Annotated in this window: 8 protein-coding genes and 1 pseudogene; 7 read left to right on the forward strand and 2 right to left on the reverse strand. The window is 66.0% G+C overall.

All coding sequences use genetic code 11. The features are described from left to right. Window positions 1-776: 776 nt before the first annotated feature. Genes AB0389_RS34095 through AB0389_RS34110 form a run of 4 tightly spaced genes read left to right on the forward strand, consistent with a single transcriptional unit; the run spans window position 777 to window position 12533 of the window. The gene (locus tag AB0389_RS34095; protein WP_366399432.1) at window positions 777-5567 is read left to right on the forward strand and encodes a DEAD/DEAH box helicase; all 4791 of its coding nucleotides are present in this window, start codon (window positions 777-779) and stop codon (window positions 5565-5567) included. Then, window positions 5564-7477, forward strand: coding sequence for a UvrD-helicase domain-containing protein (locus AB0389_RS34100; RefSeq protein ID WP_366399433.1), 1914 nt, complete (start codon window positions 5564-5566; stop codon window positions 7475-7477). Before AB0389_RS34095 ends, AB0389_RS34100 begins: the two co-directional genes overlap by 4 nt. Beyond that, complete coding sequence (locus AB0389_RS34105) at window positions 7474-10701, forward strand: helicase-related protein (RefSeq protein ID WP_366399434.1); 3228 nt, start codon at window positions 7474-7476, stop codon at window positions 10699-10701. Before AB0389_RS34100 ends, AB0389_RS34105 begins: the two co-directional genes overlap by 4 nt. After that, a complete protein-coding gene (locus AB0389_RS34110) occupies window positions 10698-12533 on the forward strand; it encodes a DUF1998 domain-containing protein (RefSeq protein WP_366399435.1) in 1836 nt (611 codons plus the stop codon). Before AB0389_RS34105 ends, AB0389_RS34110 begins: the two co-directional genes overlap by 4 nt. A 195-nt stretch (window positions 12534-12728) precedes the next feature. Here the strand turns inward: AB0389_RS34110 and AB0389_RS34115 are convergent. Then, a pseudogene (locus AB0389_RS34115) lies at window positions 12729-12998 on the reverse strand (ATP-binding protein); the annotation flags it as partial. On the opposite strand from AB0389_RS34115, the gene AB0389_RS34120 reads away from it, so the two are divergent. From AB0389_RS34120 to AB0389_RS34130, 3 genes are all read left to right on the forward strand, one after another. Next, on the forward strand, window positions 12915-13811 hold the full coding sequence (locus AB0389_RS34120) for a helix-turn-helix transcriptional regulator (RefSeq protein WP_366399436.1): 897 nt from the start codon (window positions 12915-12917) through the stop codon (window positions 13809-13811). The pseudogene AB0389_RS34115 and the gene AB0389_RS34120 overlap by 84 nt on opposite strands. Before the next feature lie 5 nt (window positions 13812-13816). Then, complete coding sequence (locus AB0389_RS34125; protein ID WP_366399437.1) at window positions 13817-14035, forward strand: DUF397 domain-containing protein; 219 nt, start codon at window positions 13817-13819, stop codon at window positions 14033-14035. A gap of 317 nt (window positions 14036-14352) precedes the next feature. Further along, a complete protein-coding gene (locus tag AB0389_RS34130) occupies window positions 14353-15279 on the forward strand; it encodes a helix-turn-helix domain-containing protein (RefSeq protein ID WP_366399438.1) in 927 nt (308 codons plus the stop codon). A 7-nt stretch (window positions 15280-15286) separates the two neighbouring features. On the opposite strand, the gene AB0389_RS34135 is transcribed toward AB0389_RS34130, so the two are convergent. Next, the coding region (locus AB0389_RS34135; protein ID WP_366399439.1) for a hypothetical protein at window positions 15287-16152 on the reverse strand (866 nt) is incomplete at its 5' end.

The raw sequence follows: 16152 nt of genomic DNA on the forward strand, positions 1-16152 counted from the left end.
CAGAGTTCATCAGGAACCAGACGCTTCGACAGATCAGCACCCACGACAGACATCATGCCGTACGAACCCTCAAGCCACGTGAGACACCCTCTAAAGCACCCCCCCTTGTTTGCCATGCGCGAAACCCAACACTCCACAGGTAGCCATAAAGAGAGGAGTAATCCCAAAGAGGAAGCCAGAGGAAGTCTCGACTGCATCTTCACACCGTTCAGGCCATCCCCAGGATCACCGTCCCGCCGGTCGCGTGTATTCGGCCGCTCTGCATGTGTGCCAGCCCTGATTCAATCTGCCGATTCAACCGATCACGACCACCGGGATGGTTTCCATGTCCGACAACGCCAACCTCATCAGGCAGTACGATTCTCTCGAAGATCCGGAGTCCAAGTCCGAGTTCCTGGACTCAATCGGCATGACCGGCGCTCAGCTCAAGGCTGCCCGCCGTCTCCTTTCTTCAGCTGAGAGCACCACCGAGGCGGACGGCTCTACCAATCGCCGTACCTCTCGCCGCTCGGGCCCCCTTCGGCGTGAGCGTCGAGCACCCCGTCGTCCTCGGGTGGCCACGACTCGCCCGCGCAACAGGAGCGTTCCCCGTCCGCGCCGGAAGACGTACCGCGCAGCAGGTCGCGTCGTCGTGATCATCATCTACAGAAATTCCTGATACGCCGCCTCGCCAGAAGCCAGGATCTATACGGTTTGACTTGCGGCCGGTCGCACCCTCTTCGCGGCCGGCCCCGCGTTCCCACGCGTGCAGCTGCGGCCCCAGAAACGGAACCCCTATGAACCACTCCGGCCCGAAGGGCAGTTCGGACCCCCGCCCCGTCATTGAAAAGGTCATCGAGCAGTCGGCACGCGTACTGGAGACATACCGCGTCGACCCCGGCCTGATCCTGGAACACGCCAACGGAGAACGCCGCATCACCCAAGGCGGCTACGGCGACCGCCAGTTGTTCGAGTTGGTGCAGAACGCCGCCGATGAGATCGCCAACCATCCCGGCGGAAAAGTGCATGTGGTCCTCACCAACGAGTGCCTCTACTGCGCGAACGAAGGCGACGAAGTCACACCCGAGGGCGCGGAGACCATTCTCCGGATGAGCGTGTCGCGGAAGCGCGGTGGTCAGATCGGCCGCTTCGGCGTGGGCGTGAAATCGGTCCTCGCCGTCACGGACACCCCTCAGTTCTTCAGCAAGTCGGGCTCTTTTGGATTTGACCGCTCCTGGTCGCGCGAGCAGATCCGGGAAGCCAGAGGATCGGCACCCGACGAGGAGTTCGAGGCGCCGGTTCTTCGCATGGCGCGCCCGCTCGACGAGGCACAGGAGCGCATGTCCGACACCGTCCTCGACGAGCTGCGCGGATGGGCCACGACCGTGGTCCGGCTCCCGCTGCTCGGTGGCGCTGCAGAGCAGCTCGGTCGCGATATGCACAGTGCCGGCCAGAAGAGCAGGGACGAGGACCGACGGGAGTTCCCGGCCCGGTTCCAGCTCTTCTCCCACCATGTCGGGACCGTGGTACTGGAGGATCTCCGGGACATGCCCAAAACCAAAATCCGGCGTGAGATCACCGTCGAACATGACGGATCCCGGCACACCATCCACGAGGCGCGCTCCGGCACGCCGGCAGAGAAGAGTACGAAGAGTACCTGGAGGGTATTCACCCATCCCCACAGCCCGACCGAGCGCGCCCGCAGCAGCGCCGGTGAGATGCACCCGCGCGAGACCATTGATATTTCCTGGGCCGTTCCCGAATATTCCGGGGAGACCATTCTCACCGTACCCAAAGGACGCGGCGAGTTCTGGTCCTTCTTTCCTACCAAGTACCCCATGACTCTGGCCGGCGTCCTCAACGGCGCTTGGAAAACCAACGAGGACCGTCAGAACCTTCTTGACGCCAGCCCTTTCAACCAGGAGATCATCCAGGTCGCGGCCCGCCTCGTGGTCGACTCCCTTCCTCAATTGGCCCCGGCCCAGGACCCGGGTGCGTATCTCCCCCTACTCCCAGGTCGCTCGAGGGAATCGGAGACGCTGAACTGGGCGGACAGGTACCTGACGGACCAAATCTGGAAGTTGACCGCTCAGCGACCTTCCCTGCCCGACCAGGACGGTGTCCTGCAGATTCCCCGGGATCTGTGCCTCCACCCGAACATGGGCAACAAGGGCCGTCTCGAACTGCGATGGCTCCAGATGTGGAACGCCTACCCCGGCCGCCCGTCGAACTGGATCCACCCCTCTGTGGAGGCGGCCGAGTTCCGAGCCGGCAAGGTCGAACACGTACTTCACGAGACCAAACAGCAACGCGCGACGGTACGCGAGTGGCTGGAGGCCCTGGTCTCCGACGGCACAGCCGAGGCATCGGCTGTCGCGATTCGCCTCGTCGCCGAAATGATCAAGGCGTCCTCACCCTTCGCTGCGGATGCGCGGAAAGCGCAGGTGGTGCTCACCGAAGAGCACGGCATGGTCGCCCCTGTGCTCGGCAAGGTCTTCCGCCGGCCCGTCCAGGACGGTCTCAAGGACGATCTGGTCTACGTCGATCAGAGGCTGTCCGGAGATCCCTCGCTCGCCGGCGCGCTCAACGAGATGGGCATCCGGGAGGCCGATGCCCGTGGCCGCTTCGTCGGTGTCCTAGACCAGGGCTTCGAGCGGTACGGTCCACAGGACTGGACCCGTTTCTGGGAGCTGTTCCACAGCGCCGGAGGCAGCCAAGTATCCGCGGAAGTGCGGTCCAGGGTTGCCTCGCCCCTCGCCGCTCTCTTCGTCCGCACGGTGGACGGGCGCTACCACCCGATGAAGGATTGTCTGCTGCCCGGCCCGGTCGTCCCGGCCGACGGGTCTCGTGACGCGTCGATCGCGGTCGACCAGCGTTTCCACTCCGACGATCTGGCGGTGTTCAGGGAGTTCGGCCTGCGCGACCGACCGACCGGAGGGTATCGCCCGGAAGAGGAGTCCTGGTTCGAGGAGTACCGGGCGAGCCTCTACGAGAGCTACTGCAAGACGCTGAGCGACAGTGCCAGTCGCCCCGCACTCCACCGCCTCAAGGTGGAGGGAGCTGCCACCGGCGGCCCGCTCCACCTTCTCCCCCGGCTCTCCGACGAGGGAAAGGCAGCCTTCGTCAAAGCGCTGCAGGACGACAGCGTCATCGACCTGTGGACCCGGCAGATCGGGGCACAGACGGCGACCCGCGAGGCGGTTCCGTCCCCCCTGCGTTGGATGCTCCGACGACACGGTATGGTTCCGACCTCGCAAGGTGTCGTTCCGTTGAGCGGCGCCGTGGGACCTCAGTTGCGCGCCTACGAAGACGTGCTGCCGGTGGCGGACATCAGTGCGGAAAAGGCTCGGAAGCTGCATCTGCCGGTTGTCGTGGACGACGTCCCGTCAAGGCAGTGGGCAGCACTGCAGCAACAGCTCGCCGAGAGCGACGACGACGCATTCGTCGGACGGACCTACGTCATGCTCACACGCCTCGACGTGGCTTTCCCCGAGGACAGCCTCACCCGCTGCCGGGTCGGTTCCGACTGGGACACCCGCGAGGACAGTGAAATCGCGGTGGCCGCCACCAAGGAGGAATACACGGCACTGCGTGCGGAGCAGATTCCCGCGCTCTTCGCGGGGAGCGCCCCGGATGCCGAGCTGTTGATCAGCACGTGGGGGATGCTGCCGTACTCGGACGTCATCAGTAAGGAGACTCGACATGTCGGTGAGGGAGAGGCGATTTCCCTGCGGGACGAGTTCCCCACGCTGCGCCAACGGCTGGGCCCCGTCATCAACAATTACAGCCTCCTCCGCTGCTCCGAGCTGGAGGAACTGACCCGCACACCGCAGGGCACCAGGGCCACTCCGCTGGCCAGTGCACTGCACGGCACCACCGTCCTCGTCCTCGAACCGAAGTCGCGGCTGGACGCGTTGGTGGCGGCCGATAGGGAGCTTCGTTGGGGCTTGAAGGAATCCGGGTGCCGCGCGGTACTCGAGGCCCAGGTCCGACAGGAGGCGGACCAGCAGCTCCAGGATTCTCTCCGCAAGGTGCGCGAAGCGGAGTCGGTCGAAGAGAAGCTGGAACTACTCATCGGTGCAGGCGCGTTGCGTGCCGGGCTGCCCCCCGGCCTTTGGGAGAGTGAAAGCGCGGATCTCAATGGCGAGGATCCCTCTCCGCTCCGTATCGCCCGTATGGCTTTCAATGCTCATGGCGACGGCGTGCTGCAAACTCATGTCAAGGATCTGAGCGCCGCTTATCCCAGCCATGCCCCTTCGTCCTTCACCGGTTCCTCCCCTGCTGTGAAATTCGTGGCCGAATTCGGTTTCCCCGATTCCTTCGCCGGAGCACGGACTCCCCCGCTGGAGCCGCGCATCGAAGTCTCCGGCCCCACCGAGTTCCCCCGCCTGCACGACTACCAGGACCGACTCGCCGCCAACGTGTTCGCGATGTTGGACCGTGTCAGCCCGCAGCGCGGGATGCTTTCGCTGCCGACCGGCGCCGGGAAGACCCGCGTCGCGGCGGAGGCCGTCATCCGGTGGATCAAGCAGATGCGGCAGTTGGACGGTCCGATCCTGTGGATCGCGCAGACCGAGGAGCTCTGCGAACAGGCCGTACAGAGTTGGAGCTTCGTCTGGTCGAAAGTCGGAGCCGAGAGCCGCCTGGCCATCAGCCGACTCTGGTCGTCGAACGACGCGGGCCCGGTGAGTGATCGTCCGCACCTCGTTGTGGCAACCGATGCGAAGCTCAGGCTCTGTCTCGGTACCGACAGCTACGCGTGGCTGAGGTCCGCTTCTCTCGTCATCGTCGACGAGGCCCATGTGGCCATCTCCAAGCAGTACACCGAGATCCTCACCCACCTCGGGCTGACTTCTCGGGAGACCGCACGCCCCTTGCTCGGGCTTACCGCCACTCCGTTCCGCAACACCAACGACGAGGAGACCCGTCGATTGGTCCAGCGCTTCGGCAGCCGCCGTCTGGACGAGGGGGTGTTTCCCACCGGACAGCCCTACGAGGAGCTTCAGAAGCTCGGCATGTTGGCGCAGGTCACCCACCGGGAACTCGCTGGTGGAACCATCGAGCTGACCAGCGACGAGAAGACCAGGGCCGATCAACTGAGCCTTCTTTCCAAGGCAGCCGAGCAGCGACTCGCGGACGACCACGACCGCAACCGCCGGATCATCGACGAGATCCGGCAGATGCCCTCGGACTGGCCGGTCCTGGTCTTCGCCACATCCGTGGGGCACGCCAAGTACCTGGCCGCCCGACTCAACGATCTGAAAATCAAGGCAGCTGCGGTGGACTCGGCGACGTCCACCGCGGACCGCAGGAACCGCATCGACTCGTTCCGCAACAAGAGAATCCGTGTTCTGACGAACTATGGCGTCCTGTCTCAGGGATTCGACGCTCCCGCGACCCGGGCCGTCGTCGTCGCCCGCCCCACCTACAGCCCCAACGTCTACCAGCAGATGATCGGGCGCGGCCTGCGCGGACCTCGCAACGGAGGCAAGGAGAACTGCCTCATCCTCAACGTCCGGGACAACATCACCAACTATGGCAAGGCCCTTGCCTTCACCCAGTTCGAGCACCTGTGGGCGGCGAAATGAGCGACATCTACCTCGGCAGTCCGTCGCTGACGGAGGAGCAGCAGTCTGTCGTCGACCAGCCGTGGGACACCCGGCTGCTGGTCACAGCGGGGGCCGGGGCGGGCAAGACCCACACTTTGGTCCGAAGACTCGACGCGCTGATGAGCGTCGAGGAAGAGGCCCTGGAAGCCCAGGAGATCCTGGTGCTCAGCTTCTCCCGGGCAGCGGTCCGCGAGCTGCGGGAGCGTATCGCCCTGCACGCACGGGAGGCTCGCCGCGTCAGGGTCCAGACCTTCGACTCCTGGGCCTACGCAATGCTGAGGAGCGCCCACCCGGATCACGACTGGGGCAACCTCCGCTTCGAGGAGCGCATCCGGGAGGCGACAAAGGCCATCCTTCGTGGTGCTGTGGAGGACTCCGAATCCGGCGCCCCGGCGCATGTCGTGATCGACGAGGTTCAGGATCTGGTGGGTGATCGCCGGGACATGGTGGAAACCCTGCTCGACCGATTCCAGGACAATTGCGGTTTCACCGTCGTGGGCGACGGAGCTCAGGCGATCTTCGGCTTTCAGGTGTCGGACGAGGACGCGCGCGCGGCGGAGACCAACTACTTCTTCGACTGGTTGAGGGCGTCCTATGCCGACGATCTTGTCGAACTGCACCTGTCCGGCAATTTCCGTGCTCGTACCGACGAAGCCCGTACCGCTCTGTCCCTCGGTCCCACGCTTCAACGGTTGCCCTCCGAGGCCGAGGCATCCGCCGCCGCAGGTGAGGATCTGCATAGTCGGCTGCGAGACATGCTTCGCTCGTGCGCGGACTTCGGATCCCTCGACGACCGGTTCACCATCGACTCGCTCCGTGACTTCCCCGGCACCTGCGCGATTCTCTGTCGGGACAATCGGCAGGCTCTCGTACTCTCGGACATGCTGTTCACGCAGGACGTGCCGCACCGAATGCAGCGGCCTCTCCAGGACCGTCCGGTGGCGTCCTGGGTCGCCTCAGTCCTACGGTCGACGGGCTCGACGACACTGATGGAGGATCGGTTTCGGGAGCTCCTCGCGGCCAGCCCCGTCGCGCCCGAGGGCGATCACACAAGACTCTGGCGCGCATTGCGCGGCGCGGCGCGTGCCCCGCGTGGTCTGTTGGACGTGGCGGCGGTACGCCGTCTGATCGCGGAAGGACGTTCGCCGGACGACCTCGCCGCCGCCGAGCGGTCCAACCTGATCGTATCGACGACCCATCGGGCCAAGGGACTCGAATTCGACCGAGTGATCGTGGTGGACCCCGAACCGCTGTCGGAGATCCGCAAGCAGCACACCCATATCGATCCTGCGGCGGAGGCGCGGGCGCTGTACGTCGCGATGACTCGGGCACGGGACGACATGTTCCGGATCGCCGCTCCCGATACGGCACGTATCCGCAAGGACAGGACCACCGACCGTTGGTACATCGGCGGTTGGCGAGGTCACATCCGGGCCGGGATAGCGGCTTCGGGGCGCGACGTATCCCGCGATCACCCACCGGGCACGGACGGCTTCGAGGAGAACCCGTCGGCAGTGCAGGAGTACTTGGCCACTTCCGTGCGTCCCGGCGACGAACTGGTGCTGCGGCTTCAACACAGGATGCCCGTGGCTGTTGCGCAGAGTCCTCCGTACACGCTCCTACACCAGAACAGACCTGTCGGCGTGGTTTCCGAGCGATTCCGTCGTGATCTGCATGCCTCCCTCAAAATCCATAAGAATTGGGAGATCAACTGGCCCGAGGAGATCGTGGGCTTTCGAGTGGACTGCCTGGAGAGCGTCGCGGGCAGTACGGCATCCGGGGCACGCGCGGGGCTGGGTGACCACGGAGTCTGGATCCTGCCGCGTATGTCGGGGCTCGGTCGGTACAGGCGAGGCGCGGGACAGCCCCAGGAGGAAAACAGATCATGACGGACAGAACAAACCCTCATGCCGCGCACTACAGAATGCGTGACGAACTCACCAAAGGGTTGCGCGACAATCTGTTGGGCCCGGGGAGCAAGGACGAGGTCCTGACCCAGGACCCGCCGATCACGACCTATCCCATCGGCATCCTTTTCCCTCGTCCCACGGATGACGCGACGGAAAAGGACCTTGCAGACGAGGCCGCCGAGAACGACGGACCGGACGTCGCCCCTCTCCAGCGGGGGAGCAGGGACATCGAGGACCCGGGGCCGGACCTGGGTGTCTCGTTGGCCAACAATCGTCGCCCCTCGTCCATGGGTCTCACCTTCGCCGTCGACCCGGCGGTATCACCGATGATCGTCGTCACCACCGAGGCTGCCACTTACGATCCGGTCGATCCGCAGGGCCGCCCCATCACGGCCAAGCACGCCGAGGCCCGCAGCACCACGGAACAATCCGAGCACTGGCGCCGGCGGCCCTTGGCGCTCCGCGCCGTCACCATAGACATCACAGAGCCCGGCATCCACAAGCCGGACTCGATCGACACAGACGTCAACATCCGCGCGCTCGTTCGACGGCCTTCCGGCCCGACGGGAACGGTCACTGTCACTGTCACCCTGGTCAATGACAAGCGGATCGGTGAGCGGGCCCTTCAGGACGCTTTCTGTCTTTACCAGCCCCGCGTCGTGGTAACAACACCCTCCGGTGCATACGCCTTCGTGGAACGTCCGGCTCCACGAGGAGCGACCGATGCGGAGCAAGGCGCGAGCCGACTGCTTCACCGGCACGCGCCGACCTTCGCCGTGGGGCACGGATGTGCGGCCGACTGGGACTGGACGCCGCTTCCTGTCGGTACTCCCCCCGTCGATCGCGCAGCCGTCGATGAAGTGCGAACCGAGTTCATCCCGACTCACGAGGTCCTGCTGACGGACTCCAACCCTGAGATCGACGACTCCGCCCTCACCATGCACGGTCTGGCCACCAGGTCGGAACACGAAGTACTCAACGCGCTGGCCAATGTGGCGGCCGGTTACGCCGAGTGGATCGACCGCAAGGAGGCGGAGGCCGGCTCACTCCCCTCCGAACACGTAGCCACGGCCCATGAGCAGATCGAACAGTGCCGCATCGCGCTCGGACGCATAAGGAGCGGTATCCGACTGCTGAGCACGGACCCGGACGCCATGCGGGCCTTCCGGCTGGCCAATCTGGCGATGGCGCAGCAGCGATCGCGAAGCAAGTGGGTGAAGGAAGGTCGCGTCGGAAGTCCCGACGAGACCGCGGGCCGGTGGCGCCCCTTTCAGATCTCCTTCATGCTCCTGTGCCTCAACGGAATCGTGGACAAAAAGCATGCGGATCGCGGGACCGCCGACCTGCTCTGGTTCCCGACCGGTGGTGGCAAGACGGAGGCGTACCTGGGTCTGATCGCCTTCACCACATTCCTGCGGCGCATGCGTATGGAGGAACTCGGGGCGGGGGTCACGGTTCTCATGCGCTACACCCTGCGGCTACTCACCCTCCAGCAATTCGAACGTGCCGCGACATTGATCTGCGCCATGGAGCGAATCCGCCTGGACGACGAAGCCGCTCTGGGGCACGAGCCGATCTCCATCGGCATGTGGGTGGGACAGTCCGCAACGCCCAACATCCTCTCCGTTGCTGAGGCCAGTCTGTCGGAGCTGCGCAAGGGCAAGGAGCTCCAGGAGAAGAACCCGGTGCAGCTCCACGCCTGCCCCTGGTGCGGCTCGCGTCTCGACGCGTTCCAGTACGAGGTGGACGAAGAAGCGTTGCGGATGCACGTCAGGTGTCCCGAATCGAGCTGCGCCTTCCGGGAAGGTCTGCCCGTACACCTCGTCGACGAGGCGGTCTACGACGCCCGCCCGACGCTGGTGATCGCGACGGTGGACAAGTTCGCCGCGATGCCGTGGCGCGAGCGTACGGCCGCTCTCTTCAACCGGGACCGCTCGGACGGCACTCCGCCACCCGAACTGATCGTCCAGGACGAGCTGCATCTCATCTCGGGCCCTCTTGGCACGCTCACCGGGCTGTACGAGGCGGCCGTGGACCACTTGGCCGACCGTCCCAAGGTAATTGCCTCGACCGCCACCATCCGCCGGGCCTCCGAACAGGGCAGGGCCCTGTTCAACCGGGAGGTGTCCCAATTCCCGCCGGCCGGGCTGGACGCACGCGATTCCTGGTTCGCTGTGGAGACCCCGAGGGAGAAGAAGGCCAGCCGTCAGTACGTCGGGCTGCTCACACCGAGCACGAGCCAGTCGACGCTGCTCATCCGCACCTATGCGACGCTGCTCCACCAAGCGATGCGGGCTGACGCCACTCAGGAGGTACGCGACGCCTATTGGACGCTCGTCGGCTACTTCAACAGTCTCCGGCTGCTGGCCGCCGCCGAACTCCAGGTGCACGACGACGTCGAGGCGTACCTGGAGTATCTCGCCGACCGGGACAAGGACAATGAGCCCCGGCGTGTTCAGGAACTGACGGAGCTGACGAGCCGCGCCAATTCCAGTGAGGTTCCGACCCGTCTCAAGCAGATCGAGCGACGCCTCCCGCACCCCGAGGCCGTGGATGTCCTGCTCGCCACCAACATGATCTCCGTCGGTGTCGACATCGACCGGCTGGGGCTGATGGCGGTCATGGGCCAGCCCCAGACCACAGCCGAGTACATCCAGGCGACCAGCCGGGTCGGCCGAAGCCACCCGGGCCTGGTGGCAGTCATGCTCAATTCCGCCCGCTCACGCGACCGCTCCCATTACGAGAATTTCCTTCACTTCCACTCGGCCCTGTACCGGGAGGTCGAATCGACCAGTGTGACGCCCTTCTCCTCCCGTGCACGCGAGCGTGGACTGCACGCGGTCGTCGTCGCCCTGGGTCGCATCCTGATCCCTGCCGCCCGCCCCGATGACGGCGCGGGACGCATCAAGGAATTCCGCACCGAACTCAACAAGATCGTCCAGGAGGCGATCCTGACCCGCGTACTCGAAGTCGACGAACACGAGCACGCGGCGACTGCCAAGGCATACGAAGAGTTCGTCGACTGGTGGGAGCAACTGGCCGAGAGGCATGGCGGGCTTCTTTACGAGCCGAAGCGAGGGCGTAGGACACCGTCGCTGCTCTGCGCCTTCGACGACGAGAACAACGATGATGCCTGGCAGACCCTGTGGAGTCTGCGCGATGTCGACGCCGAATCCGCCCTCTTCATGGAGGCATCCCGATGACCCCTCCCCCCGGACGCCGTCGGCGCATCGGCAGCGCACCGACGCCGAGCTTTCCGCGCCGAGGTTCGGTACGTCGCGCCCAGGTGATCACGACGTACGGTGTCGGCGCCATGGTGGCCGTCGACAACGAGTCGTTCATCGTCTCCGGCATCGACTCCTGGAACATGAGCGACGCTCCCACGATCGACGAACACCGGCTCGCCAGGACGCTCGGAGTGAGGGCCTTCCGACTTCCCCCCGCGTCCGACGACACCAGCAAGGACGGTGTGCGGGTCCGACGCTTCCCACTCTGGCACTCCTGCCCCGAATGCAACGCATTGCAGCACGTACGCGGCTTCAACTCCCCGCCGGGGAAGAACATGTGCGGGCTGTGTGAGGAGGAGCTGGTTCCCTCACGCTTCGTGATGGCCTGTGCGCACGGGCACATTGATGACTTTCCGTACTGGAAGTGGGCCCATCGAGGTAACCGCGGCGAAGGAAAATCGGGATTCTGCGGGGGCGAAATGCGCATGCGCTCCAGCGGTAAGACCGCGTCCTTGCGGTCCGTGCTCATCTCGTGCACCTGCGGAATTCCCGAAGTATCGATGGAGGGGGCCTTCCGCCGCCGATCGCTCTCCGAACTCAAGGTCGGCTGCTCGGGCAAGCGCCCCTGGCTCAAGGACGCTCCGGACGAAATATGCTCCGAAAGGCCACGGACCCTTCAACGAGGTTCGTCCGTGGCCTGGCAGCCAATCATGAGGACCGCACTGTCAATCCCCCCGTGGAGTGGGAATCTCGCGAAACGTCTCACGCCGCACTGGGACAAACTGCGCCAGTTCGATCGCGGAAACCTCGGGGCTTACCTCGACGCCTTGGAAACCGCAAGCAATCACAGGTTCCCCCTGTCCCAGGTCATCGCACTTCTCGACGCGGAGAAGCAGGAAGATTCGGGCGAGGAAGGGGAACAGCACAGGAGCAGCGCATACGTTGCTCTTCGGAAGCAGGAGTACGCGCGCCTGGTCGAGGGAAACCCGGAGAGCACAGCGGACCCGGACGATCGGTTCATCTGTGAACCCCCCCGATCCTCCACGTCCGTACTCGTTCCATACGGCGTCGTCGACCCCATGCTGGTCAAGCGGCTACGTGAGGTCCGCGCCCTCAAAGCGTTCTCCCGCGTCGACACCCCCGACACCCAGGCCGATGTACACGAGGCAGCGTTGTCGTTGAAGGAACTGGATTGGCTTCCTGCCATGGAGGTTCAGGGTGAGGGGGTGTTTCTGCGTTTGGACGAGCGGAAGCTCGACGACTGGGCCAAGAACGTGAAGGTCGCCGCGCGCGTGGAACGCATCAGAGCAAACCACCTCCATCTGCTGCGCGAACGAGCCAAGGACCCGGCTGTCGTCCCGGACTCGCCCGCCACCCCGCGCATGGTGCTGCTCCACACCCTCGCCCATGTGCTGATCAACGAATGGAGTCTGGACGGTGGTTACCCATCGGCCTCGCTCCGAGAACGCTTGTACGCCGACGACGCTATGTCCGGGCTCCTCATATACACCGCCACGAGCGACTCCGCCGGAAGCCTCGGCGGTCTGGTCGCCCAAGGCGAACCGAACAGATTGGAGCCCGCCCTCCGATCCGCGTTGAGACGTGCCCAGTGGTGCTCGGCGGATCCGCTCTGCGTCGAGTCGGAGGCGAGTGGGGCCGGCAGCATCAATCTCGCCGCCTGCCATGCCTGCGTACTGCTTCCGGAGACAAGCTGCGAACACAACAACGGCCTGCTCGACCGAGCACTGCTGATCGGCACCCCTGAGGACCCGTCGACCGGTTTCTTCCATCACTTGTTGGACGACTGAAGTCGAGTGCAGTTCACCGCGCCCAGATCCGCTTCGTAGCGGCTCCGGGCGCGGTCCAGGGCTTCTTTCCGGGGCGAGGCAGGTGGGGAGTTCGCACCAGGTGGTCTTGGAGGCTTCTTGGGGGATGACGCCCCAGCGGGCGGCGATGGCGTCCAGCAGGGCCATGCCTCTGCCCGACTCCTCTTCGCTTGTCGCCGCAATGAGCGTGGGGAGGGTCCGGGGGTCCGGGTCGGTTACCTTCAGGCGGAGGTGGGGGCCGTTCATGGAGACCGTCAGGGTGGTGGGCGTTCCGGGGCCGATGTGGGTGATGACATTGGTGACCAGTTCGGTTACGCAGAGCTGAGCAGTGTCGACCAGCCCCGGTAGGCCCCAGAGGTTCAGATGCAGGCGCAGGACGCGCCGCAGGCCGGCGAGTTCCTCGGCTTCCGCCAGGAAGGGGTCGGACCAACGACCAGAAGGCGCCAACTCGGCGCCGCCCTACGGCGACTACGGGAGAAGAAGGGCTTCACGCTGGACGAGGCGGGAGCCCTGGTGAACATTTCCAAGGCGACCTTGAGCAGGTACGAGACCAAGGAAGGCACCGTCAAATGGCCGGCGGTCGACGCACTCTGCCGCGGATACGACGCCTCCGAGGACGAGCGGCTCACGCTGGTCGAGTTGGCCAAGGGCGCGAAGATCCGGGGGTGGTGGCGGTCGCTGGCGGATCCGATCCCCGAGTCGATGAACCTCATGCTGACGCTTGAGGACGAGGTCGTACGCGAGGATCACTACGCCTGCATGTACGTCCCGGGGCTGCTCCAGACCCGCGCGTACGCGGAGGCCGTGCACCGCGCTTCAGAGATGCGCTGCTCCGACCAGGAGATCGCGCACATGGTCGACATCCGTATGAAGCGACAGGAGCTTCTGGCGCGGGACGAGCCGCCGCACATCTGGGCGGTGATCGACGAGGCCGTGGTCCGGCGTGTGGTCGGCGGGCGCGATGTCATGCGTGAGCAGTTGCGCCATCTGCTCGCTCGGGCGCACGAACCGCACATCACCTTCCAGATCCTGCCGTTCGAGACCGGCGCCCACGCCGCGGCCGTCGGCAGCTTCGTTGTCCTCGGCGGCCCGGCACCCGAACTCGACGTCGTGTACGTCGACATCATCGGCGGTGGCCTGTTCATGGAGAAGCCGGAGGAACTGGCGCGCTATAAATTGGCGTTCGAGTACCTGCGCGCACAGGCGTTGGACATCGATGCGTCCGTCGCGCTCCTGAATCGGGTCTGCGAGGAGCTGTAACTGCGATGGATCGCGACAACGCACATTGGTTCAAGTCGTCGTACAGCGGCGGTAGCGGCACCGAGTGCGTTGAGGTGGCCGGGCTTCTGGGTGGGGAGGTTGGAGTGCGGGACTCCGGGCGGGTGTGGGGGGAGTCGATAGCCGTCGGCGGGCGTGCTTGGGGGGTGTTCCTGGGGGCCGTTCGGGGCTCGGGGTTTGGGGCTTGGGGCTCGGGGCTCGGGTGAGTGGGGAGGGCGGGGTAGGGCGCCGTCGTGGGGCTGGGGGTGGGGGGTGGTTTGGGGTTCTGGGGGTTGAGCTTCGAGATGCGAGCCCTGTTTGTTTGATTGGTTGGTTACTTTTCCCACCCACCCTCCCTTCCCCGGCGGACCCTGGCGGCGCCCGGACAGCGCCCGGACGGCGGGGAAAATCTTACTTTTTGGAGTCAGGTTGCGACTTTGGGTGATCGACGTTTAGCGTGCCCTCAGACGTAAATGGCCTCCGCCTGGTGTTCACAGCACCTGGCGAAGGCCTGACCGAGCGAGATCGAAGAAAGCGATCCCCCATGGCTGACAGCCAGTTTAGTAGTGCCCCGCGCCCCTCGCACGTAACTCCCCATCCCATGGCCAGTCCCGGCTACGGCAAGCGGTCCGTGGACGGTCGAGGCGGGGGTTCCAAGGGTGTGTTTGACGGGCTGCCTGCCCGGGAGGCTTCCATCGCCGCGTTCATCGATCGGCTGCCCGAGGGCGCCGACATTTCTGTGAAAGCCCTGGCCAAGGTGCTGGACTACGGGCAGTGCGCGCTGCGGACCGCCCTCAACCGCCTCCAGCGGGAGGGGTACTTACGGCGGGGGCGTGAGCATCTGGTGGGGGAGGCTGGGGCTCGGTGGGTTACTCGTACTTGGTTCTCGCGTGTCGCCCGGGATGACTCCTGGTGGGCTTCGTTCATGGCCGGGGATGTCTCCGACGACGTCGTTGGCGACGCTGCTCGGAGCCCTCTTCCCGCTCCTGCCGCTCTGCCCGAACAGGGGCCTCGGCGCTCCCGCGCCTACGCCGTGCTCGCCTCCGTCGGGCTCCGGAACCCGGCCGTGACGCTGTCCGCCGCCGACTGCGCGGCGCTGGAGCCCCTGGCCGCCGAGTGGTTCGTGCGGGGCGCCGACGAAGAGGACGTTCTGCGCGCGCTTACGGACGGGCTGCCCCTTCCCGTGCATCATCCGGCCGGGCTGGTCCGGGCTCGGCTTTCCTCCAAGTTGCCGCCTGAGACGGCTGCGCAGCCTGTAAGGGAGGGATCCGCGCCAGCTCCTTTGCGTGTCATGGAGTGCTCCACATGCCGTGCTCCCGGGCGGCCCGAGGCGCTGGTGGGTGGCGAGTGCCGTGAGTGCCGGGGGCTGGCCCTGCCGGTACGGAACCCCGCGCCTCTTTCGCCCGAGCAGGTCCGCGCACGTGTCGCCGAGGCCAGAGCCGCCGCGCTCGGGGCGCGGCAGCGCGCCTGAACCGCCGTTACTTGTACGGGCGGATCACTACGTCCGGGCGGTCCGGTCTTGATCTGGCCTGGCGCAGTTTGGCCATGACCGCGGCCACCAGTAGTTGCGGCTGGTCCCGGATCAGCGCCGGGACCGCGCTGATCACATCGATGCCATGAGCCTCCATGAGCATGCGGCGGCGGAGGGTGGCGCGGTACTGGGACACGCCCCGGTGGAACTGTTCGGAGTCGACCTCAAGCGCCACCCCCGCGAACGCCCAGTACGCGTCCGGGCGAGCGAGGAAGGCGCCCGCCGGGGTGAGGAGCGTGGGGTTCCAGAGGGCTTCCGGGACGCCCGCGGCGCAGAGGGTGTCCCTGGCTTCGCCCTCGGCGATCGAGCCGACCCCTACGCGGAGTTCGTCCATCACCGCGCGCACCGCCGGGTTGCGCAGCGCGTGCGAGGCGTGGAGTTCGGCGCGGAGGTCGTCCGGGTGGCAGGGGCACTTCTGGACGGTCGCCGCGAGGATCGCCCGGACGCGCTCCATGCACGGTTCGTACGCCGCGAGGTCGGAGGCCGCGCGGACCGGGCGTACGCAGGGGATCCCCTCGACCAGCAGCGTCGGGGGCCAGCGGCTGGTGCGGCGCACCCGTACGTACGACCGGTCACGCAGACCGCGGCGCGCGCCGATCAGGACATCGGCCCGGCCGTCGCCCGCGTCCCGTACTCCGTACAGCGACAGCGCCGCCTCACCGGTCAGGGCCGCCGTCCTGTCGCGCATGGTCGCTCCGGGAGCGGCGCGGGCGTCGCTGGCGTCGCGGGCGTCGCGGGCGTCGCGGGCGTCGCGGGCGTCGCGGGCGTCGCGGGCGTCGCGGGCGTCGCGGGCGTCGCGGGCGTCGCGGGCGT

The organism is Streptomyces sp. NPDC093109 (assembly GCF_040701725.1).
Taxonomy (GTDB): Bacteria; Actinomycetota; Actinomycetes; order Streptomycetales; family Streptomycetaceae; genus Streptomyces.

Bases quoted from the DNA above. Each gene is read 5' to 3' on its own strand.
- AB0389_RS34095 (WP_366399432.1), top strand. From the start codon at position 777: ATGAACCACTCCGGCCCGAAGGGCAGTTCGGACCCCCGCCCCGTCATT.
- AB0389_RS34100 (WP_366399433.1), top strand. From the start codon at position 5,564: ATGAGCGACATCTACCTCGGCAGTCCGTCGCTGACGGAGGAGCAGCAG.
- AB0389_RS34105 (WP_366399434.1), top strand. From the start codon at position 7,474: ATGACGGACAGAACAAACCCTCATGCCGCGCACTACAGAATGCGTGAC.
- AB0389_RS34110 (WP_366399435.1), top strand. From the start codon at position 10,698: ATGACCCCTCCCCCCGGACGCCGTCGGCGCATCGGCAGCGCACCGACG.
- AB0389_RS34120 (WP_366399436.1), top strand. From the start codon at position 12,915: ATGCAGGCGCAGGACGCGCCGCAGGCCGGCGAGTTCCTCGGCTTCCGC.
- AB0389_RS34125 (WP_366399437.1), top strand. From the start codon at position 13,817: ATGGATCGCGACAACGCACATTGGTTCAAGTCGTCGTACAGCGGCGGT.
- AB0389_RS34130 (WP_366399438.1), top strand. From the start codon at position 14,353: ATGGCTGACAGCCAGTTTAGTAGTGCCCCGCGCCCCTCGCACGTAACT.